This is a genomic window from Sorangium sp. So ce128 (assembly GCF_051525245.1).
GTDB classification, from domain to species: domain Bacteria; phylum Myxococcota_A; class Polyangia; order Polyangiales; family Polyangiaceae; genus Sorangium; species Sorangium cellulosum_B.
This window is the reverse complement of record NZ_CP150313.1, coordinates 6,309,792-6,328,687: the sequence shown is the minus strand read 5'-3', so window position 1 is coordinate 6,328,687 and position 18,896 is coordinate 6,309,792. Positions and strand designations below refer to the sequence as shown.

Sequence of the window (18,896 nt, the reverse complement as noted above, 5' to 3'; positions counted from 1 at the left end):
CCGTCTTCTGGATGGTTTTCCACTCGATCTGCGCGCAGCGTGTCCGGAGCGAGCTGCGCCTGCGCATCGTCCATCTTCCACCTTCCGGTCCACGTCGGATCGCGTCCTCGCTAGGACCACGCGCCCAGCAGCGCGCGCATCGCAGGCGCGATGACCTCCGCGACCGCGCGGCGGTGGGAGGTGGCCAGCGCCGCGCCGTCAGGGCGCCCGTGCGCGGCGAGGGCGTCGGCCTCGGCGTCCGGCGCCGTGGCGGCCGGAGGAGGCGAGGCGAGGGCCGCCTCGAAGGCCTCGGAGACCGCCCGGCGCACCGGCTCGCCGCCCGTCTGGAGCGCCCAGGCCACGAAGCGCCACGCGAGCTCGGCGTGCCAGGCCTCGTCCTCGGCGATCGTGGCAAGGGCGCTCCGGACCGCGGCGTCGGTGGCGCGCGAGCGCTGCTCGCTGGCTTGCACGGCGGCGAGCGTCTCGCCGACGCAGCCCTCGCGGACGGCGCGCGCCGCGAGCTCGGGCAGGCCCGAGGCGCGACGCGGCGCCTCCGGCTGCGCTCGGCGCCGCCGTCGCGCGGAGCTCGGCTCCGCCGTCGCCGCTGCGCCGCTGCGCCGAACCGCGCTCGCCGCTGGTATAGAGGCGCTCATGACCCTCCTCCGAGACGTCCTTTCAGCGCTCGAGTCGATCGCGCCGCTCCGGTTCGCGGAGTCCTGGGACAACGTCGGCTTGCTCGCGGGCGACCCGGCGCGGCCCTCGTCGGCGGCGTTCCTCGCCATCGATTACACCCCCGAGGTCGCCCGGGAGGCGCGCGATCTCGGCTGCGATCTCGTCGTCGCCTACCATCCGCCGCTCTTCGAGGCCGTGAAGCGGGTGGTCGCGCCGAGCCCGATCTTCGCGGCCATCCGCGACGGCATCGCGCTGTACTCGCCCCACACCGCGCTCGACGTCGCCGAGGGGGGCACCAACGATGTCCTCGCCGACGCGCTCGGGATCTCGCCGGACCGCGCGCCGCTCAGGAGGGCGCCCTCCAAGGCGTGGCAGCACAAGCTGGTCGTCTTCGTCCCGGAGGATCACGCCGACGCGGTAGCCGACGCCCTCGCCGAGGCGGGCGCGGGCCAGATCGGCCGGTATTCGCGCTGCAGCTTCCGCACGCTGGGGACGGGCACGTTCTTCGGGGAGGAGGGCGCGAACCCCACGGTCGGCGAGAAGGGCCGGCTCGAGCGCGTCGCCGAGGTGCGGCTGGAGATGGTCTTCCCCCGCGAGCGGACCGCCGCGGTCGTGCAGGCGATGCGCGCCGCGCACCCGTACGAGGAGGTGGCGTTCGATCTCGTCGAGCTCGCCGCCGAGCCGCTCAGGGCCGGCATCGGGCGGATCGGGCCGCTCGCCGGCGCGGCGCCGGTCTCCGAGCTGCTCGGCCGCATCAAGGAGGGCCTCGGGGTCGACGCCTTGCTCGTGGCCGGCCCCGAGCAGCGTGCCGTCTCCCGTGCGGCCACGTGCGCCGGCGCGGGCGGCGCGCTCCTCGACGACGCCATCGCGCAGGGGGCGGAGCTCTACCTGACGGGCGAGCTGCGCCACCACGACGCGCTCCGCGCGGCGAGCGCGGGTGTCACCGTGGTGTGCGCGCTGCACTCGAACAGCGAGCGCGCCGCGCTGAAGCGCCTCGCCGAGCGCCTCCGCGCCGCGGTGCCGTCGCTGCGCGTCGCCATCAGCGCGAGCGACCGGGATCCGTTCTCGATCCGCTGAGGCGCGGCGCTGCGCCGGGAGGGGGATGGGGCGCGGAACACGCCAGGGCTCGGCGGCGCGCCCCGCTCATCGAGGTCCCCTGGCTCGGTTGGGACCGACCGAGGACGGCAGTGAAGTGCTACGATGCCTTGCATGCGGACCGCGAACGAAGCACTCCCTCCGCCAATCCCCCCTGCTGAGCACATTCGCAAGCTGGTGGAGGCCAACCGGGTCGAGGAGGCGCGCCGTTATGTCCAGGAGTTGCTCGCCCAGGGGGATACGAGCGTGGAAGGCTGGGCGAAGGTCCTCCGTCCGCCCCGGATCGTTGCCTCACCCGACCGTGCCCGCAGTGACTTTGCGGCAGACTACGCCTGGTTGCGAGAAAACCGGCAGGCCTACCTCGATCGCTGGGTGGCGCTCCACGATGGCAAGCTGCTCGACACCGACGTCACGCTGCGCGCGCTGGTCGAGCGGCTGACGGAGCGTGGGCAGATCGAAGGTGCGTTCGTGGTGCAGGTCGACTGATGGCCAAAGGCACGATGCGTCTCGAAGGGGTCGCGCAGCCGTGGGCCGACTCGTCAGCGCGGTATCGGTCGCGACCGAGCACGAAGGGACGCTGCTGACAGTCGCTGTTCGCTGCCGGATCGCCGACTTCCGTTCGAGAGCCAGGCGCTCCTCGACACGGGCGCCGCGTGGTCGATCATCGGAGGCGACCTCGCCGACATGCTGCAAGCGCAGCTTGGCGGCACGGGACAGACGATGATCCTGTCGACGCGACTTGGTCGCATCCGCGGCGTTCTTCACGATCTCGACGTCCTGCTCGTCGCCGAGCGCGGCGAGAGCCTCACGGTGTCGGGCAGCATCCTTATCGCCCCGGGATGGATAGGACCGGTCGTGCTTGGCTACCGTGGGTTCCTCGAGCGCCTCCGCTTCGCGCTCGATCCGGGCTGTGGCCCGGACGACGCGTGGTTCTTCTTCGCGAGCGCAGGTTGAGCGGTCGCAAAGGGAGAGGAGAGCTTCCCGCCCGAGGCGGGATGTGGTCGCGGAGGAAGCGTGGCGGGTCGCCGGGCGACTCGGCCCGGTGGTTGACAGCCGATCGGCGTCGATGGCGCCGCCGCCGCGCGCGCCAGGAGAGTAGCCCCTCCCATCTGTAGTAGCCCCTCCCATCTGTAAAGGTGTGCAACGCCGCTGGACGAAGCGGCCCGCAGCGATCAGCTTGCCGGCCCTCATGCGCGACCACGGCACGCCACCCGCCCCCGACCTGCGCGCGGACGCTCTTGCACCCTCGCCGCCCGCGCCCCGCGGCGCGGGCGTCTGGTCCACGCTCCGCGACGCGGTCCGCGGCGGCGAGCACGACTTCACCACCGGCTCCATCGACCGGGCGATCGCCCTGCTCGCGATCCCGATGGTCATGGAGATGCTCATGGAGTCGCTCTTCGTCGTGGTCGACGTCTTCTGGGTCTCGCGGCTCGGGGCCGACGCCGTCGCCGCCGTCGGGCTCACGGAGTCGCTCCTCGCGCTCGTCTACGCCATCGCGATGGGCCTCGCGGTCGCCGCGTCCGCGACGGTCGCGCGGCGGGTCGGCGAGGGGCGCCACGAGGAGGCGGCCGCCATGGCGGGGCAGGCGATCGTGCTCGGCCTGCTCATCTCGCTGCCGATCTCGGCGGTCGGCGCGCTGCTCGCCCCGCGGCTGCTCGCGGCGATGGGGGCGACGCCCGAGGTGATCGCGATCGGCGCGCCGTTCGCCTCGATCATGCTGCTCGGCAACGCGACGATCCTGATGCTGTTCGTCATCAACGCGATCTTCCGCGGGGCGGGCGACGCGGCGCTGTCGATGCGGGTGCTCTGGCTCTCGAACGCGCTGAACATGGCGCTCGGCCCGTGCCTCATCTTCGGCCTCGGCCCGTTCCCGGAGCTCGGCGTGGCCGGCGCGGCGGTCGGGACGACCCTTGGCCGCGGGACCGGCGTCGCGCTGCAGGTCTTCTTCCTCACGCGCGGCAGCGGCCGGGTGAGGGTGCGCGCGCGGCACCTCGTCCCCGACCCGGGGGCGCTCGCGGCGCTGCTGCGGCTCTTCGCGAACGGCGCGCTGCAAAACGTCATCGGCATGGCGAGCTGGAGCGGCCTTGTGCGCATCATCGCGCCCTTCGGGAGCGCGGCGCTCGCCGGTTACACGATCGGGATGCGCATCATCGTGTTCGCGATCCTGCCGGCGATCGGGCTCTCGAACGCCGCCGCGACCCTGGTCGGGCAGAACCTCGGCGCGGGGCGCCCCGACCGGGCCGAGGCCGCCGTCTACCGCGCGGGCATCTGGACCACCGTCATGCTCGGCGCGCTAGGCGTCGTCTTCGCGGTGGGCGCCCGCGCCATCGTCGGCGCGTTCACGGACGACGCCGAGGTGCTCCGGTTCGGCACGCAGACGCTGCGGATCCTCTCGTGCGGGTTCCTGTTCTACGGCTTCGGCCTGGTGTTCACGCAGGCGTTCAACGGCGCCGGCGACACCTGGACGCCCACGCTGCTGAACTTCGCGTGCTTCTGGCTCTGGGAGATCCCGCTCGCCTGGGGCCTCTCGGGCGCCGCGGGGCTCGGCCCGGCGGGCGTGTTCGTCGCGATCGCGGTGGCGTTCTCGACGTTTGCCGTCGCGGGCGGGCTCGTGTTCCGCCGCGGCGCGTGGAAGCTGCGGCGCGTCTGAGGCGCCGCTACCGCGCCGGCCGCGCGAGCCAGGCCTCGATAAGCTTCCGGGCGATGCTGAGCGGCGGCGGCAAGAGCGGCAGCGCGTCGCGGTGGAACCAGCGCGCGTCCTCGAGCTCGCGCGTGTCGACGCGGAGCTCGCCGCCGGCGTAGCGCGCGGTGAAGCCGACCATGATCTGGTGGGGGAAGGGCCACGGCTGGCTGCCGAAATAGACGATGTCGGCGACGTCGACGCCCGTCTCCTCGTGGACCTCGCGCGCGACGCACGTCTCCAGGGTCTCGCCCGGCTCGACGAACCCGGCGACGAGGCCGTACATGCCCGCAGGGAACCGCGCCTGGCGCGTCATCAGGACGCGCGGGCCGTCCTCGACGAGCACGATCGTCGCCGGCGTGATCCGGGGGAAGTAGTTGCTCGCGCAGCGGACGCAGCGCTTGACGCGCTCGTCCTGCCCGGTCTCGAGCGCGGCGCCGCACGCCGCGCAGTACTGGTGCGCCTTGTCCCAGTGCTGCACCTGGTACGCCGTGCCCGCGATCTCGAACAGCTCCGGATCGATGCGCCCGTGGAGGCGCCGCAGCGAGACGTAGGCATACCCCGCCGGCGCCGGCGCGCCCTGCGCGAGCTCGGCGGAGCGGCAGGCGCGCCCGTCCAGCTCGCCGAGCGGCTGCGCGCGCGTGACCGAGACGCCGAGATCGGCGAGATCGGCCGCGATCGGGAGGTCGAAGCGATCGCCGCCGTCGCTGGGCGCGCGGACGAGGAGGTCGTCGCCGTGGAACGCGAACCACGCGATCTCGGCGGGGGCCGAGCTCGGACGGCCGAGCCCGGCGCGGAAGCGGGAGGACGGCATGGCGTTACCTGGGGCAGAGCCGCGTGGGCTCCCCGTCGAGGCGTCGCTCAGGTGCGCCGATCGGCTGCATGCGGGGGAGCCTAGCGCCTCGATGGAGGGAGGGATACCGCGACGTCGCGCGAGCGTAGCGACTCGCTCCCAACGTGAGCGCAGAGCGCCCTCGCGACGAGAGACTCAGCGAAGCGGAGGCCCATGGCCTCGGGCCGAATGCCACACCGCCATGATCGTCACGGTCCGGGTCGTGTCGTTGACGACGTAATACACGTGGTAGCTCGTTCGTGGCAGCAGGACGCGGCGCATGCCGTCGATGTCGCTCTCCTCGTAAGATATGCCTGCGTCAGGGAACGCGCTGAGACGAGCTGTGGCGGCGGTGAGCTCGTCTCGGAACTCACGCGGGGCCGGCGAGCGTCGCGGCCCAGGCGAGCGCCACGAACGCGACCTCGACGTCGTTCTTCTTGGGGACGAGGCGCTTCGTCTCGATGCCCTCGCCGGCGCGGAGGGGGAGCTGCTCCAGCGCCGCGAGCTCGGCGGCCTGCGCGGCGTGGAGGTCGCGGAGCGCGGCGTCCGCCTCGGTCCACTCCTGCCGCGCGCGCTCGAGCTTCGCGGCGGCCTTGTCGCGCTGGGTCCCGGCGCGCCGGGCGGTGTCCCGGCCGGCGACGAGCCCGAGGAGCGCGGCGCCCACCGCGCCGGGGAGCGCGGCCACCTCGGCCTCGGCCTGGCCGTACCGCGCCTTCGCGGCGGCGATGCGCTCGCCGAGGCGCGCGATCTTGGGCGCGAACCGGCCGACGACCTGCTGCTGCTCGGCGGCGGCGAGCCGGGCCGCGGCGGCGCGGCAGCGGGCGGCGAACGCCTCGAGGGGCTCGCCGTCGTCCTGCGCGAGCCCGAGCTCCTTGTGGACGGCCACGGCGGCCTCGGTCGTGCGGTACGCGTGCTCCCGGAGCGCGCGCGCCGCGGCCTGCGCGGTGGCGCGCTTCGCGAGCGGGGCGGGCAGCTCGGCGAAGCGGGCGCCCGCGGCGGGCGATGTGGCGAGCAGCGAGGCGTCGAGCCGGGAGACGCGCGAGAGATCCGGCTTGCCGTCGGGCAGGAGCGGGGCGGCGAGGAGCTGGCTCCGGTTGAGGGCGACGCCGAGCTTCGTGTCGCGCAGGTGGGCGATCACGGAGGCAGCAACCCAGGGGATGTAACGGAAGCCCTCCGGCGCGGCGGCGGGGGCGTGCGCGTAGAGGCTCCGCCATCCCTCGGGCGCTGGCGGGGGCGCCGGCGCTGCCGGGGGCGGCGGTGCCGGCGCGGGGGCGCCGGCGTCCACACGAGCAGCCCCGCTGCGCCGCGCGGGCTGCGGGGCGGCGGGCGTGTGGCGCGGGTCGAGCACGACCGTCCCGCCCGGGCCCACGGGCGCGCGCTGGGCGGGGCTCGCTGGATCGGGCGAAGCGCGCCTCGGATCGGGAGATGCACGCCTGGGATCGAGAGAATCTGCTCTGGGATCTGGATGTACAGACCTTGAATCGAGAGAATCTGCTCTGGGATCTGGATGTACAGACCTTGAATCGAGAGAATCTGCTCTGGGATCTGGATGTACAGACCTTGAATCGAGAGAATCTGCTCTGGGATCTGGATGTGCAGACCTGGAATCGAGAGAAGCGCGTGTCGGATCGGGCGCGGGCGGGGGAGGGGAGATGCTCCGGACGAGGCGGCCGATCTCGCGCCGGGTGACCGGGCCACGCAGCCACGACAGGCTGAACCGCGTCTCGGCGAGGAACGACGGCGGCTGCATGTGGACGTCGCGCACGAAGAACGTGCGCGGGGGGAGCGCCTTCAGCGTGGCCGAGAGGGCCGCGGCCTCGACGCCGCCGGCGCCGCCGTCCGCGCCCGAGAGCCCCTCGACGACGCGCTCGCGGTCGGCGTCGGTCTGGAGCCGGCCCACGAACCACGCGCCGGCGTTCGAGAGCGCCTTGTAGTCGAGGTCCATCGGGTTCTGCGTGGCGAGGACGACGCCGACCCCGAAGGCGCGCGCCTGCTTCAGCAGCGCGAGCAGCGGCCGCTTCGTGGGCGGGTTCGCCGGGTGCGGGGGCAAGAAGCCGAAGACCTCGTCGAAGACCACGAGGGCGCGCAGGTCGCTCGTGCCCGAGAGGCCGCGCACCCACGAGAGCAGCTGATCGAACAGCAGCCCGAGGACGAGGAGCCGCTCGTCGTCGTCGAGGTGCGCGACGCTGACGATCACCGCCGGGGTCTTGGCGCCGCCGCTGCCGCTGCCAACCTGCGGCGCGAGCCACGACGCGACGTCGAGCGGCGCGCCCTTGCGCCAGGTGGCGAACGTGGGAGACGCGAGCAGGGTGTTGAGCTCGCGGGCGAGCGCCTGGCGCTCCTTGGGGGCGAAGAACTCGTCGACGCCGAGCGCGCCCACGGCGGCGATCGGCGGAGCGGCCAGGTCCGCGAGCAGCTCCTCGAGCCCCGCGGCCCGCCGCGCGCGCAGCCGCCGCTCGGCGAGGTGCGCGAGCAGCACGTGCTCGCGGCTCCGGGCCGGATCCGGGTCGCGGCCGACGAGCCGGAGCAGGAGCGACAGCGAGGCCGAGAGCGCCTCGCGGGCGGCCTCCTCGTCCTCGTCCCAGAGCGGGGAGGGGGTCTCGAGCGCCGACAGCACGTGGACCGGCTCGCCCGCCGTGGTGCCCGGCGTCAGCAGGCGCGGGGCCATGCGGGCGCGGAGCGCGGCGACGTCGCCCGACCCGAGCCCCGACGAGGCGAGGCCGTCGCGCCAGCGCGCCGCGAGCCCCTCGGCGACGTCGGCCGTGGAGCGGCCGTCGCGCGCGGCCGCCGAGGGGTCGATCCACGGCTCGAACTCGGCCGCGGAGAGCTCCGGGAACGTGAAGAGCAGGTTGGGCAGGTCGCCCTTCACGTCGACCATGAGCACCGGGACGCCCGAGCGCAGCGCCTCCTCGACGAGGACCATGACGAGCCCCGTCTTGCCGCTGCCGGTCATGCCGACGACCACGCCGTGGGTCACGAGGTGGTGCGCCGGGAGCTCGAACGGGCGCGCGCCGGCGGCGCCGGGATCGCCCGAGAGCGGGCGGGAGCGGCCCAGGGTGAAGGGGCGGGTCGGCATGAGGGCGGGCTCGTGCCATGGCGAGAGGGCTGTCGCAATGCTGGAGGGGGCGGGGACGCGCGGCGAAGCTTGGCGAGCGTGCAGGGCGGGGAATCTACGGATCCATGAGGCACACGGCGCTACGACGTCGGGAGAAACGGGAGCGTGCCGTCAGGGCGCACGGTCAATCCGGGGAGAGAGCGACGATCTGACGTCGAGCGTGCCACCAGGTGGTACGATCTACGGATGAACGCGGACGACATCCGGGCCTACAAGAAGCGCTGGCAGATGGTTGCCGAGGTCGAGCAGGAAGAGCTCGAGGCGATGTCTCCGGCCAAGAAGTTCTGCGACCTCGCCATGCTCATGGAAGTGGCCCGGGGACTCGGTGGCTCGATCGATGCAGACAAGGAGGTGGAGCAGGTGCGCCGGCGCTGGAACCTGCTCGCGGAGCGCCTGGGTGTCTGATGAGCCGCTCGCTGGCGGAGCTCGAGGACGCGGTTCGCGCGCTCCTCGAGTGGTCGGAGGCGTCCAGCGTCCCCATGCTGGTCATAGGCGGGGTCGCGGTGTCGATCCTGAGTAAGCCGCGCACGACGAGAGACGTGGATGTCGTCGCGTGGCTTCCGAACCACGACGAGTGGTCCCTCTTCCTGGCCGATGGGGAGCGGCATGGAATCGTTCCCCGCATCCCAGATGCGCTGGGGTTCGCCCTCAATTCCCGCGTCTTTCTGCTTCGACACGATCGATCCGGTGTTCCCATCGACCTCTCGATGGGGGCCCTGCCATTCGAGGAGAACGCGGTTCGTCGCGCAGTTCCGACGGATCTAGGCGGTTTGCGCGTTCCGCTGCCAATGCCCGAGGATCTCCTCGTCATGAAGGCTGTGGCCCATCGCTCTCGCGACATGGTGGACATCGAATCCATCCTGAGCGCGCATGCCGATGTCGACGAGAAATGGGTTGTCTCGACGGTTCGTGAGTTTGCCGAGGCGCTGGGCTCGCCGGAGCTCGTCACCGATCTGGTGAAGTTGCTCAGCCAGCGGACTCCGATGAAGGTTAAGAAGAAGACTCGTCCTCGCAAGCGATGATGCGTCGCGGGAACTTGATGGAGGCGCGCTCGTCCCGGAGTCCGCCGTGGCACGGGTGACGGTGCGCCCGCTCCAGCTCGACCACCCGCGCCGGCGCGCGGGGCGACGGTTGTTGGTCGCGGCAGGGCTGCTCCCAGGGCCGCGGTAGCTGTCAGGGGCGAGCGCGGGGGGCGTGAGGACGTCTGGGCCTCGCGAGCCGCGCGTGGCCGATGGCGCCCACCATGGGAGTGATGGAAGGTGCGCGGCCCGCCTACGGCGACCCTCGCGACCGCGTTCCGCTGCCCCCGCATCCGGTCGCCCCCACCCCCGACGCCCCGCATCTTCGCGTCAAAAAAAGCGGGAGCGCGGCTATAGTGTGCCCATGGAGGTCGGGCCATCGGAACCGGATGCCCCCGCGTCAACGGCGGGCATCCCAGCGATAGGCGAGGTCTTCGCGCAGAAATACCGCCTCGAGCGCAGCCTCGGCCGGGGCGCCATGGGCGTCATCTTCGCCGCCGAGCATGTCTCGCTGCGCCAGCGCGTGGCCGTCAAGTTCCTCCTTCCCCGCGCGATGACGCTGCCCGGCGCGAGCGCCCGCTTCCTGCGCGAGGCGCGCGCCGCGGCGGCGATCCGCAGCGAGCACGTCGCCCGCGTCATCGACGTCGGCACGGGCGATCTCGGCGTCCCCTACCTCGTCATGGAGTACCTGCGCGGCCGCGATCTCCAGCGGGAGATCGAGGCGCGCGGCCCCTTGCCCGTGTCCGAGGCGGTCGATTACGTGATCCAGGGCTGCGAGGCCATCGCGGAGGCGCACGCGCGCGGCATCGTCCACCGGGACCTCAAGCCGGGGAACCTCTTCCTCACGACCGGCGCGACCGGCGCGCCCATCGTCAAGGTGCTCGATTTCGGCCTCTCCAAGTCGGCCGCCGCCGAGGACGACGGCAAGCTCACGGCGTCGGAGATGATGCTCGGCTCCCCCTGCTACATGTCGCCCGAGCAGGTGCGGTGCTCGAAAGACGTCGACGCGCGCACCGACATCTGGTCGCTCGGCGTCATCCTCTACCAGCTCCTGACGGCGCGGTTTCCCTTCGAGGTGTCCAGGATCTCGGCGCTCTTCGTCGCCATCGCCACGCAGGCGCCCACGCCGCCGCGGGTGCACCGGATGGATCTGCCAGCCCGGCTCGAGGACATCATCCTGCGCTGCCTCGAGAAAGAGCCGGAGCTGCGCGTCCAGACCGTGGCGGATCTGGCGCGAGAGATCGCGCCGTTCGGCTCGGAGCACTCCGCCCGCGCCCTGGCGCAGATCGAGGCGATCGCCCGGGGCAAGGCCTTTCCGTCGTCTCGGCCCCTCGGGCCCTCGGGCGACGGCGTCGCGAGCACGCTCCCCGCCGCGGCCAACGACGGCCCGGGCGCGTCGTCGACCCTGCCGGACGCCGACAAGCGAGCGGGAGCCGGGGCAGGTCCCTGCTCGACGGCGCTCTCGCCCGGCGGCGACCACGTGACCACCCTGCCCAGCCAGGGCGCCGCGGCGGCGACCTCGGCCAGCGCCGACGCCGCCCCGTCCAGCGAGCGTCGCACGCTCCCCCTCGTGGCCGTCGCGGAGCGGCCCACGCTGGTGCTGGCGCGGAGCAGCGGCCCCACGACCCCGGCGCAGGACAGCAGGCCCACGCTGAAGATGGTGCGGAACGACCGGTCCTCGCACGGGGGGAGCTCCGAGGACGGCCCCACGCTGACGATGCCCCGGAGCGACGGCCTCGCGCTGAAGATGGCGCAAGGCAGCGGTTCCGTGCTGGCGACAGCGCAGGGCGGCGGTGCCGCGCTGAAGATGGCGCAGGACATCGGCCCCGCGCCGGCGACAGCGCAGGACAGCGACGCCGCGCTGAAGACGGCGCAGGACAGCGGCATCGCGCTGAAGACGGCTCCCGAGGAGGGCCCCACGCTGACGATGGCGCGCGAGGAGGGCCCCACGCTGACGATGGTGGGCGAAGAAGGCCCCACGCTGACGATGGCGCGCGAGGAAGGCCCCACGCTGACGATGGTGGGCGAAGAAGGCCCCACGCTGACGATGGCGCGCGACGACTCCCCCACGCTGACGATGGCGCGCAAGCGGGGGGCGCCGCCGCAGCAGCTCGGCGCGGGCAAGCGGGCGGTGCCGCTGACCCAGCCGGACGGGAAGGAGATCGTCTGGAGCCCGCGCGAAGGGACCGAACGCCGCCGCGATCGGTGGCGCTCCCGCGCGTTCCGCTGGCGCCGCAACGCGGGCGCGTGGATCGTGGCCGCCGCAACTCTCCTCGCCGCGGTAACGCTCGGCGCGGCGCGCTGGACAGCGAGCTCGAGCGCGCCGGTGGCTGCCAGGTCGCCGGCGGGCCAGGACGCGCCGATGACCCTCGCGAGCACGGCCGGCCCTGCGCCGTTCGGCACGCCCGCGCCCTCCGGCGTCGCGCCGGCCCCGGAAGCGCCCTCGCAACCCGCGGATCCGGCCGGGGCCGACTCGCCCTCCGCGGTCGACGCTGCCGCCACGACGCACGACCCCGCAGCGGTCCCCGAACACCGCCGGCAGGGGGTCCGGCCTCCCAAGGTGCGGCGGCCCGGCACCCTCGCGCCCTCGCGCTCGAGCGCCGCCTCGCCAGAGCGCGACGTGTACGGCGGAGGCGCCGAGGACGTGTACGAGGGCCTGGAGACGATCCGCGACAAGCGGTAGACCCGGCCTCGCGCTCCCCGCACGGACGGCGACTCCGCGCCGGCGGGCCGCAGGGACAGGCATCATGGCGAAGAAGAAGCTCTCGGCCCGCGCCGCCCGGCGCGAAGGCGATCGCACGTCGGCGAAGCTCACCCGCGACATCGAGCGGCTCGCGCTGCTCGAGCCCGGCCACACCCCCGGGCGCGCCATCCCCCTCGACGCGGCCTCGCAGGTCGAGGTGGCCGCCCGGTCGATCCCGTGCCCGCGCTGCCGCGGCGCCTTCCGCGTGGAAGACCACACGGCCGAGACGCTCGACGGCGTCCGCCTCCGCGTCGCGAAGGTCGCCTGCAGCGCGTGCGGCGCAGGCCGATCGCTCTACTTCCGGCTCGGCGCCGCCTCGCTCAACTGAGCTCGTCGATGGGGGATCAGTACCTCGGGACGCTCTCGTCGATGTGGATCGACCACGCGTCGATGCCGCCCTGGAGCGAGGCGACGCGCTCGTGGCCGAGCTTCTCGAGGAGGGCGGCGGCCGAGAGGCTCCGGACGCCGTGGTGGCAGTAGGCGACGACCAGCGCGCCCTCGCCGGGCGCGACCTCGTCGGCCCGCTCGACGAGCTCGTTCAGCGGGATCAGCGTGCTGCCCGGCAGCGCGGCGATCTCGTGCTCGCCGGGCGTGCGCACGTCGAGGAGGTACACGGGCTCGCCCGCCTTCAGCTTCAGAAAGAGGTCTTTCACGGAAATCTGTTGGACCATGGCCGTGCTCGCCATCCCGCCGTGGATGGCGCCGTAAAGGCTTCTACCTAATCCAGGGAGCTCCCCCGGAGCAACCGCCGCTCATTGGCTCGTCCGATCGGTCGGAGCCGTCTGGTTCGTCAGATTCGTCAGATTCGTCAGATTCGCCCGATCCTTGGCCAGCGCCGCGATCACCCCGACGAGCTCGGCCGGATCCAGGGGCTTGGCGACGTGCGCCTGGTACCCGGCGCCGAGCGCCCGCGCCTTGTCCTCGGCCCGCGCCAGCGCGCTGAGCGCGACGGCCGGCGTCGCCCCGCCGCGCGCCTCGCCGAGGCCCCGCACCCTGCGGATGAGCTGGAAGCCGTCCTCGCCAGGCATCCCGAGGTCGCTGACGAGGACGTCGGGCCGATCCTGCGAAAGGATGGCCAGCGCCTCGGCGGCGGACCCCGCGGTCGTGACCGTCGCCTCGCACTCCTCCAGCACGCGCTGGGCGACCTCGCGCGCGTCGGGCTGGTCGTCGACCACCAGCACCCGCATGCCGGCGAGCGACGCGCCCGGGTAGTCGGCCAGCGCCTCGGCGTACGCCTCGCTGGGGCGCTCCGCCGCGTCGGGCGCCTCCTGCGAGACGCCGGCGAGCGGCAGCGTCACGGTGAAGGTCGCGCCCAGATGCTCGCCCTCGCTCGCGACCTCCACGGTGCCGCCGTGCAGCTCGACCAGGTGCTTGACGATCGACAGCCCGATGCCGAGCCCGCCGTGCTTCCTCGTCGAGGACGCGTCCGCCTGCCGGAAGCGCTCGAACAGGTGGGGGAGGAACTGCGGGGCGATGCCCATCCCGGTGTCGGTCACCGACAGCGCGGCGTGCGCGCCCGCGCGCCGCAGCGCGACGTCGATCCGCCCGCCCGGGGGCGTGAACTTCACGGCGTTCGACAGGAGGTTCCAGACGACCTGGTGGATCCGCGCCGGATCCCCCCTCAGGGAGCTCGCCTCGGGGTCGATGCTCGAGGCGACCGCGATCCCCTTGGTCTCGGCCGCGAGCTGGATCGCCTCGAGCGCGCTCCGGATGACCGTCGGCAGGTCGACCGGCTGCACGTCGAGCCGCAGCTTCCCCGAGACGATCCGGCTCATGTCGAGCAGCTCGGACACCATGTCGGCCTGGAGCCGCGCGTTGCGCTCGATGACCTCGAGCCCCCGCGCGAGCGTCTGCGCCTCGGGCGCCCGGCCCCGGAGGATGCGCGCCCAGCCGAGGATGGCGTTGATGGGCGAGCGCAGCTCGTGCGAGAGCGTCGCGACGAAGTCGTCCTTGACCCGGCTCACCCGCTCCGCCTCGTCGCGCGCGGCGCGCTCGCTCTCGAGCAGCTTCTGGCGCTCTTCCTCGGCCAGCCGCTCCGCGGTGACGTCCTCGGTGATCCCCATGAACGAGTCCACGGTGCCCTCGGGCCCGAGCTCGGGGATGATCCGGGCGCGGAACCGCCGCCCGCCGAGGCTGAACTCCATCCGCTGCGGTCTGGCCGTCGCGAGCGCCTCGCGGCACGCGGCCTCGCTCACCTCGATCACCTCGGCCGGGAGCCCGTTCTCGCGAGGCGTCCTGCCGATGTAATGCTCCGGCGGGAACCCCATCACCGTCCCCGAGGTGGGCGACATGAAGGTGCAGCGCAGGCCGAGGTCCAGGCGGTAGATCACGTCGGGCGAGTTCGCCATCAGCGACGCGAGCTCCCGCTCGCGCGCGCGGAGCTCGTCCTCCAGGCGCCCGCGCTCGGCGATGACCCGCTGCGCCTCGTCGAGCGCCGCAAGGAGCCGGCCCTCGCTCTCGCGCAGCGCCTCCTCCGTGCGCTTGAGCCGGCTGACGTCGAGACAGATGCCGACCCAGGCGGTGATCTCGCCTCGCTCGTCGCGGACCGGGACGCCCCGGTTGAGGACGGGGTGGACGGCGCCGTCAGGGCTGACGTAACGGAGCTCCTCCTCGAACGGCTCACCCCGCCGCACGCACTCCTCGAAGATCGCGACCTTCTGCCGGTCGTCCGGGTGCAGCGTCTCGATCCACCCGTGACCCGAGCATTGCTCCTGCTTTATCCCGGCCATCTGGAGGAACGCGTGGCTGCTGTAGATGTTCTGTCCTGTCGGGTCGCTGACCCAGAGGCCATAGTCGATGGATTCCCCGATGGCGCGGAAGACCTGCTCGCACCGCTGGACCGCCGCCTCCGTCTGCCGGAGCGCCGTCATGTCGAGCACGATCGCGAAGCCGGCCTCTTTGTCCCGCTCACCGGGCAGCAGACAGCCGCTCACCAGCATCCTGAGGCGCGTGCCGTCGCGCAGCACATAGGTCCTCTCGAAGGGCGTGAACGCCCACCCGCTCGACCGCAGCTCCGCCAGGGCGCGGTCGCCGGCGGCGCGATCCTCCGGCGACATGTCGGCATCCCAACGGACCAGGCCGGCCGTGACCTCTTCCCGCGTGTGGCCCACGAGCTTCAGATAGGCGTCGTTCGCCTCGACGATGCGTCCGTCATGCGTCCAGAAGGCCATCGGGGCCATGTTGCTGTGGAAGATGCTCCGCAGCTTGGCCTCGCTCTCCGCCAACGCCTGCTCCGCGGCGAGCGCCCGCTCCTCCGCGCTCCTCGGCTCGGTGATGTCCTCGACGAACACCACCGCGCGATACGGCCTCTGCCGGACGTCACGGACGAAGACGCCGGTCACGTGGAGCCAGCGGACGCCGCCGTCCTTGCAGCGGCAGCTCATCTCGAAGGTGAGCTCCTCCTCGTCGGCTTCGAGGAGCGAGCGCCACGCGGCCATCGAGCCCGCGCGGTCTTCCGGCAGCGCGAGATCCGACAGCTTCTTCTGGAGCAGCTCGCCCTCCGAGTAGCCCAGCAGCAGGCAAAGCGAGCTGCTGACGCGCAGGATCCTCCCGCTCGTCGCGTCGATCCGCGCGGTCCCCCTGCTGGGCGCTCGCGTCGCCCAGGCTGGCTGTCCGGCCGTTTCCCCCATCCGCCGCTCGCCCTGATCCTCCATGCACCCGCCCGCTCGGCCGTATGTGCATGGCGTTCTCCTTCTGTTTCGTCCGGCCACGCTATCACGATCGCGTGACGCTGCGGGCGGCATGGTGCCCCGATCGCCACCGCCCTCTGCTCGTCCGGCTTGCCTGGGCGGAGCTTGCTGCGTCCGCTCCGCCTCTTCCGTCTGCTGTGTCGGTTGCGCCAGCGCGACAGCGGTGTCGGTTGCGCCTGCCGCGCCGGTCCCGCTCCGATCGCGCGTCGCAGGCGATCCGGCCTGGACATGGAGGAGTTTGCTTGCATTCTCGCTGAAACCAGGCTTCTGCATGGTGTGCCCGCGCCCATGGGCGCGCGCCCGACAGCCACCATGGATCAAGCCGCCGCTCCGCTCCTCGCTCGCCTCCCGCCGTCGCCTCACGACTTCACGGCCGACGACCTCCTGAACGGCTTCCTCGACTACGTCGCCGAGCGGGGGCTCGAGCTCTACCCGGCGCAGGAGGAGGCCATCCTCGAGATCTTCGGCGGCAAGAACGTGATCCTCAACACGCCGACCGGCTCGGGCAAGTCGCTCGTCGCGGCCGCCATGCACTTCAAGGCGCTCGCCGAGGGGATGAAGTCGTACTACACGTGCCCGATCAAGGCGCTCGTCAGCGAGAAGTTCTTCTCGCTCTGCAACGACTTCGGCCCCGAGAACGTGGGCATGTTGACGGGCGACGCGGCCGTGAACCGCGACGCGCCGATCATCTGCTGCACCGCGGAGATCCTCGCGAACATCGCGCTCCGCGAGGGCGAGAAGGCGCTCTGCGACTACGTGATCATGGACGAGTTCCACTACTACTCGGATCGCGATCGCGGCGCGGCCTGGCAGATCCCGCTGCTCACGCTGCCGCAGGCGAGGTTCTTGCTCATGAGCGCCACGCTCGGAGGCACCGAGTTCTTCCAGGAGGAGCTCACGCGCCTGACGGGCGAGCAGACCGCCGTGATCAAGTCGACCGTGCGCCCGGTGCCGCTCGACTTCGAGTACCGCGAGACGCCGCTCCACGAGACCGTCGCGACGCTCGTGAAGAGCGGCAAGGCGCCGATCTACATCGTGAGCTTCACGCAGCGGGGCTGCGCCGAGGAGGCGCAGAACCTGATGAGCCAGGACTACTGCACCAAGGACGAGAAGCGGGCGATCACCGCCGCCCTCGCGGGCGCAGGGCCGGGGTCCGCGTTCGGGGGCCCCTTCAAGTTCTCGAGCCCTTACGGCCGCGAGGTGCAGCGCTTCGTCAGGCACGGGATCGGGCTCCACCACGCGGGGCTCCTGCCGAAATACCGGCTGCTCGTCGAGAAGCTGGCCCAGCAGGGGCACCTCAAGATCATCTGCGGCACGGACACGCTCGGCGTCGGCGTCAACATCCCGATCCGCACGGTGCTGTTCACGAAGCTCTGCAAGTTCGACGGCGAGAAGACGGCCATCCTGAGCGTGCGTGATTTCCAGCAGATCAGCGGCCGGGCCGGCCGGAAGGGGTTCGACAACCAGGGGAGCGTCGTCGCCCAGGCGCCGGAGCACGTCATCGAGAACATGAGGCTCGAGGCGAAGGCGGGGAACGACCCGGCCAAGCGGCGGAAGATCGTCAGGAAGAAGCCGCCGGAGAAGGGCTATGTGCACTGGGACCGGCAGACGTTCGAGAAGCTGATCCAGTCGCCGCCCGAGCCGCTCGTGTCCCGGTTCCAGGTCACGCACGGCATGCTCGTCAACGTGCTCGGGCGCGAGGAGGGCGGCTGTCTGGCGCTGAAGCGGCTCATCCGCAGCACCCACGATCGGCCGGCGGTCCGGCGCCAGCACGGCAGGACGGCGATGCTCCTCTTCCGCTCGCTCGTGGAGGCGCGCATCATCGAGTTCGTCCCCAGGGAAGACGGGCCGGGCAAGCGCATCCGCATCAACGCGGATCTCCAGGAAGACTTCTCGCTGAACCACGCCCTCTCGCTCTACGTGCTCGAGACGGTGGGCAAGCTGGATCCCGACAGCGGCACCTATCCGCTCGATCTCTTGACGCTCGTCGAGTCGATCCTCGAGAACCCCGACCTCATCCTGCAAAAGCAGCTCGATCGGCTGAAGACCGAGAAGCTCGCGGAGCTGAAGGCGGCGGGCGTGGAGTACGAGCAGCGGATGGAGGAGCTCGAGAAGCTCGATTATCCGAGGCCGAACCGCGAGTTCATCTACGGGACCTTCAACGACTTCGCGCGGCGGCACCCCTGGGTGGGGCAGGAGAACATCCGTCCGAAGGGCGTCGCGCGCGAGATGTACGAGCAATACCTGTCGTTCGGCGAGTACATCCGGGAGTACAACCTGGAGCGGGCGGAGGGGCTGCTCCTCAGGTACGTCTCCGAGGTGTACAAGGCGCTCGTCCAGACGGTGCCCGAGTACGCGAAGGACAGCGACACCATCGACATGATCGCCTATTTCCGGGCGCTCATCCGCGGCGTGGACTCGAGCCTGCTCGACGAGTGGGAGCGGCTGCGCGACCCGTCGTTCCAGCCGCGCGCGGCGGCCCCGGGCGGCGCCGTGGAGCAGGCTGCGTTCGACGTCACGCGGAACGTCAAGGAGTTCACCGTGCTCGTGAGGAACGAGCTCTTCTTCTTCCTGCGCGCGCTGGCCCGCCGCGACTACGAGGTCGCCGCCGAGATGGTGGAGGGGGAGGAGGCGCCCTGGACGGCGGAGCGGCTGGACGAGGCGCTCCGGGGCTATTACGCGGAGCACGCAGCGATCCGGACCGATCCGGCGGCCCGGAGCCCGAGCAACACGATCATCCACCCCGCCGAGGACGGCGGCTCCTGGGGGGTCCAGCAGATCATCGCCGATCCGGAGGACCACAACGACTGGATGCTCGACTGCAAGGTGGATATCGATCGCTCGCGCGAGGCGGGGCGGCCGGTCATCGTGCTCCGGCGCATCGCGAGCTGACCGGCCTCCATGGCGCGAGACGTAGAAGGAGAATTTTAACGCAAAGACGCAAAGACGCAAAGACGCAAAAAAGAAGAGATGCATGGCAGGGGCCCGCTCTCTGCCGCTCCGATGATTCCTTTGTGTCTTGAGACGTCTTCATTTTTTTCTTTTGCGTCTTTGCGTCTTTGCGTCTTTGCG

14 protein-coding genes and 1 pseudogene are annotated in these 18,896 nt (G+C 72.0%); 9 read left to right on the top strand and 6 right to left on the bottom strand.

Going from position 1 to position 18,896, the window contains the following annotated elements:
• Positions 1 to 110 precede the first annotated feature (110 nt).
• Positions 111 to 632, bottom strand: a complete 522-nt coding sequence (locus WME82_RS23920) for a hypothetical protein (RefSeq protein WP_438044685.1) — start codon at positions 630 to 632, stop codon at positions 111 to 113.
• Between WME82_RS23920 and WME82_RS23915 the strand changes: the two genes are divergently transcribed.
• The 4 genes from WME82_RS23915 (at position 631) to WME82_RS23900 (ending at position 4,396) form a co-directional block, all read left to right on the top strand.
• Positions 631 to 1,728 carry a Nif3-like dinuclear metal center hexameric protein gene (locus WME82_RS23915; RefSeq protein WP_438044684.1) on the top strand — a complete coding sequence of 366 codons (1,098 nt, stop codon included), beginning with the start codon at positions 631 to 633 and terminating at the stop codon, positions 1,726 to 1,728. The genes WME82_RS23920 and WME82_RS23915 overlap by 2 nt on opposite strands.
• A gap of 132 nt (positions 1,729 to 1,860) precedes the next feature.
• Positions 1,861 to 2,232: a hypothetical protein gene (locus WME82_RS23910; protein WP_437747804.1), complete on the top strand. Its 372-nt coding sequence runs from the start codon at positions 1,861 to 1,863 to the stop codon at positions 2,230 to 2,232.
• A gap of 198 nt (positions 2,233 to 2,430) precedes the next feature.
• Complete coding sequence (locus WME82_RS23905) at positions 2,431 to 2,700, top strand: hypothetical protein (protein WP_437747803.1); 270 nt, start codon at positions 2,431 to 2,433, stop codon at positions 2,698 to 2,700.
• Positions 2,701 to 2,935: 235 nt separating this feature from the next.
• Positions 2,936 to 4,396, top strand: coding sequence for an MATE family efflux transporter (locus WME82_RS23900; RefSeq protein WP_438044683.1), 1,461 nt, complete (start codon positions 2,936 to 2,938; stop codon positions 4,394 to 4,396).
• A 7-nt stretch (positions 4,397 to 4,403) separates the two neighbouring features.
• On the opposite strand, the gene nudC is transcribed toward WME82_RS23900, so the two are convergent.
• From nudC to WME82_RS23885, 3 genes and pseudogenes are all read right to left on the bottom strand, one after another.
• Positions 4,404 to 5,240: an NAD(+) diphosphatase gene (nudC, locus tag WME82_RS23895; protein WP_438044682.1), complete on the bottom strand. Its 837-nt coding sequence runs from the start codon at positions 5,238 to 5,240 to the stop codon at positions 4,404 to 4,406.
• A gap of 174 nt (positions 5,241 to 5,414) precedes the next feature.
• Positions 5,415 to 5,585, bottom strand: a pseudogene (locus WME82_RS23890) (hypothetical protein); the annotation flags it as partial.
• A gap of 43 nt (positions 5,586 to 5,628) precedes the next feature.
• Positions 5,629 to 8,334 (bottom strand): helicase HerA-like domain-containing protein, encoded by a 2,706-nt coding sequence (locus WME82_RS23885; protein ID WP_438044681.1) that lies wholly within the window; start codon positions 8,332 to 8,334, stop codon positions 5,629 to 5,631.
• 225 nt (positions 8,335 to 8,559) lie between these two features.
• On the opposite strand from WME82_RS23885, the gene WME82_RS23880 reads away from it, so the two are divergent.
• The 4 genes from WME82_RS23880 (at position 8,560) to WME82_RS23865 (ending at position 12,463) form a co-directional block, all read left to right on the top strand.
• Complete coding sequence (locus WME82_RS23880) at positions 8,560 to 8,778, top strand: hypothetical protein (protein WP_438044680.1); 219 nt, start codon at positions 8,560 to 8,562, stop codon at positions 8,776 to 8,778.
• Positions 8,778 to 9,395 (top strand): nucleotidyl transferase AbiEii/AbiGii toxin family protein, encoded by a 618-nt coding sequence (locus WME82_RS23875; protein WP_438044679.1) that lies wholly within the window; start codon positions 8,778 to 8,780, stop codon positions 9,393 to 9,395. The genes WME82_RS23880 and WME82_RS23875 overlap by 1 nt, the downstream gene beginning before the upstream one ends.
• A 361-nt stretch (positions 9,396 to 9,756) precedes the next feature.
• Positions 9,757 to 12,075, top strand: a complete 2,319-nt coding sequence (locus WME82_RS23870; protein ID WP_438044678.1) for a protein kinase domain-containing protein — start codon at positions 9,757 to 9,759, stop codon at positions 12,073 to 12,075.
• Positions 12,076 to 12,139: 64 nt separating this feature from the next.
• Complete coding sequence (locus WME82_RS23865; RefSeq protein WP_012236999.1) at positions 12,140 to 12,463, top strand: hypothetical protein; 324 nt, start codon at positions 12,140 to 12,142, stop codon at positions 12,461 to 12,463.
• A 16-nt stretch (positions 12,464 to 12,479) separates the two neighbouring features.
• On the opposite strand, the gene WME82_RS23860 is transcribed toward WME82_RS23865, so the two are convergent.
• Complete coding sequence (locus WME82_RS23860; RefSeq protein ID WP_231865002.1) at positions 12,480 to 12,788, bottom strand: rhodanese-like domain-containing protein; 309 nt, start codon at positions 12,786 to 12,788, stop codon at positions 12,480 to 12,482.
• A 99-nt stretch (positions 12,789 to 12,887) separates the two neighbouring features.
• Positions 12,888 to 15,764, bottom strand: coding sequence for a PAS domain S-box protein (locus WME82_RS23855; RefSeq protein WP_438044677.1), 2,877 nt, complete (start codon positions 15,762 to 15,764; stop codon positions 12,888 to 12,890).
• A 372-nt stretch (positions 15,765 to 16,136) separates the two neighbouring features.
• On the opposite strand from WME82_RS23855, the gene WME82_RS23850 reads away from it, so the two are divergent.
• Positions 16,137 to 18,716: a DEAD/DEAH box helicase gene (locus WME82_RS23850; RefSeq protein ID WP_438044676.1), complete on the top strand. Its 2,580-nt coding sequence runs from the start codon at positions 16,137 to 16,139 to the stop codon at positions 18,714 to 18,716.
• Positions 18,717 to 18,896: the final 180 nt, after the last annotated feature.

Excerpts from the sequence above, each read along its gene's own strand:
- WME82_RS23915 (WP_438044684.1), top strand. The coding sequence starts at position 631 with ATGACCCTCCTCCGAGACGTCCTTTCAGCGCTCGAGTCGATCGCGCCG.
- WME82_RS23920 (WP_438044685.1), bottom strand. The coding sequence starts at position 632 with ATGAGCGCCTCTATACCAGCGGCGAGCGCGGTTCGGCGCAGCGGCGCA.
- WME82_RS23910 (WP_437747804.1), top strand. The coding sequence starts at position 1,861 with ATGCGGACCGCGAACGAAGCACTCCCTCCGCCAATCCCCCCTGCTGAG.
- WME82_RS23905 (WP_437747803.1), top strand. The coding sequence starts at position 2,431 with ATGCTGCAAGCGCAGCTTGGCGGCACGGGACAGACGATGATCCTGTCG.
- WME82_RS23900 (WP_438044683.1), top strand. The coding sequence starts at position 2,936 with ATGCGCGACCACGGCACGCCACCCGCCCCCGACCTGCGCGCGGACGCT.
- nudC (WP_438044682.1), bottom strand. The coding sequence starts at position 5,240 with ATGCCGTCCTCCCGCTTCCGCGCCGGGCTCGGCCGTCCGAGCTCGGCC.
- WME82_RS23885 (WP_438044681.1), bottom strand. The coding sequence starts at position 8,334 with ATGCCGACCCGCCCCTTCACCCTGGGCCGCTCCCGCCCGCTCTCGGGC.
- WME82_RS23880 (WP_438044680.1), top strand. The coding sequence starts at position 8,560 with ATGAACGCGGACGACATCCGGGCCTACAAGAAGCGCTGGCAGATGGTT.
- WME82_RS23875 (WP_438044679.1), top strand. The coding sequence starts at position 8,778 with ATGAGCCGCTCGCTGGCGGAGCTCGAGGACGCGGTTCGCGCGCTCCTC.
- WME82_RS23870 (WP_438044678.1), top strand. The coding sequence starts at position 9,757 with ATGGAGGTCGGGCCATCGGAACCGGATGCCCCCGCGTCAACGGCGGGC.
- WME82_RS23865 (WP_012236999.1), top strand. The coding sequence starts at position 12,140 with ATGGCGAAGAAGAAGCTCTCGGCCCGCGCCGCCCGGCGCGAAGGCGAT.
- WME82_RS23855 (WP_438044677.1), bottom strand. The coding sequence starts at position 15,764 with ATGGGGGAAACGGCCGGACAGCCAGCCTGGGCGACGCGAGCGCCCAGC.
- WME82_RS23850 (WP_438044676.1), top strand. The coding sequence starts at position 16,137 with ATGGATCAAGCCGCCGCTCCGCTCCTCGCTCGCCTCCCGCCGTCGCCT.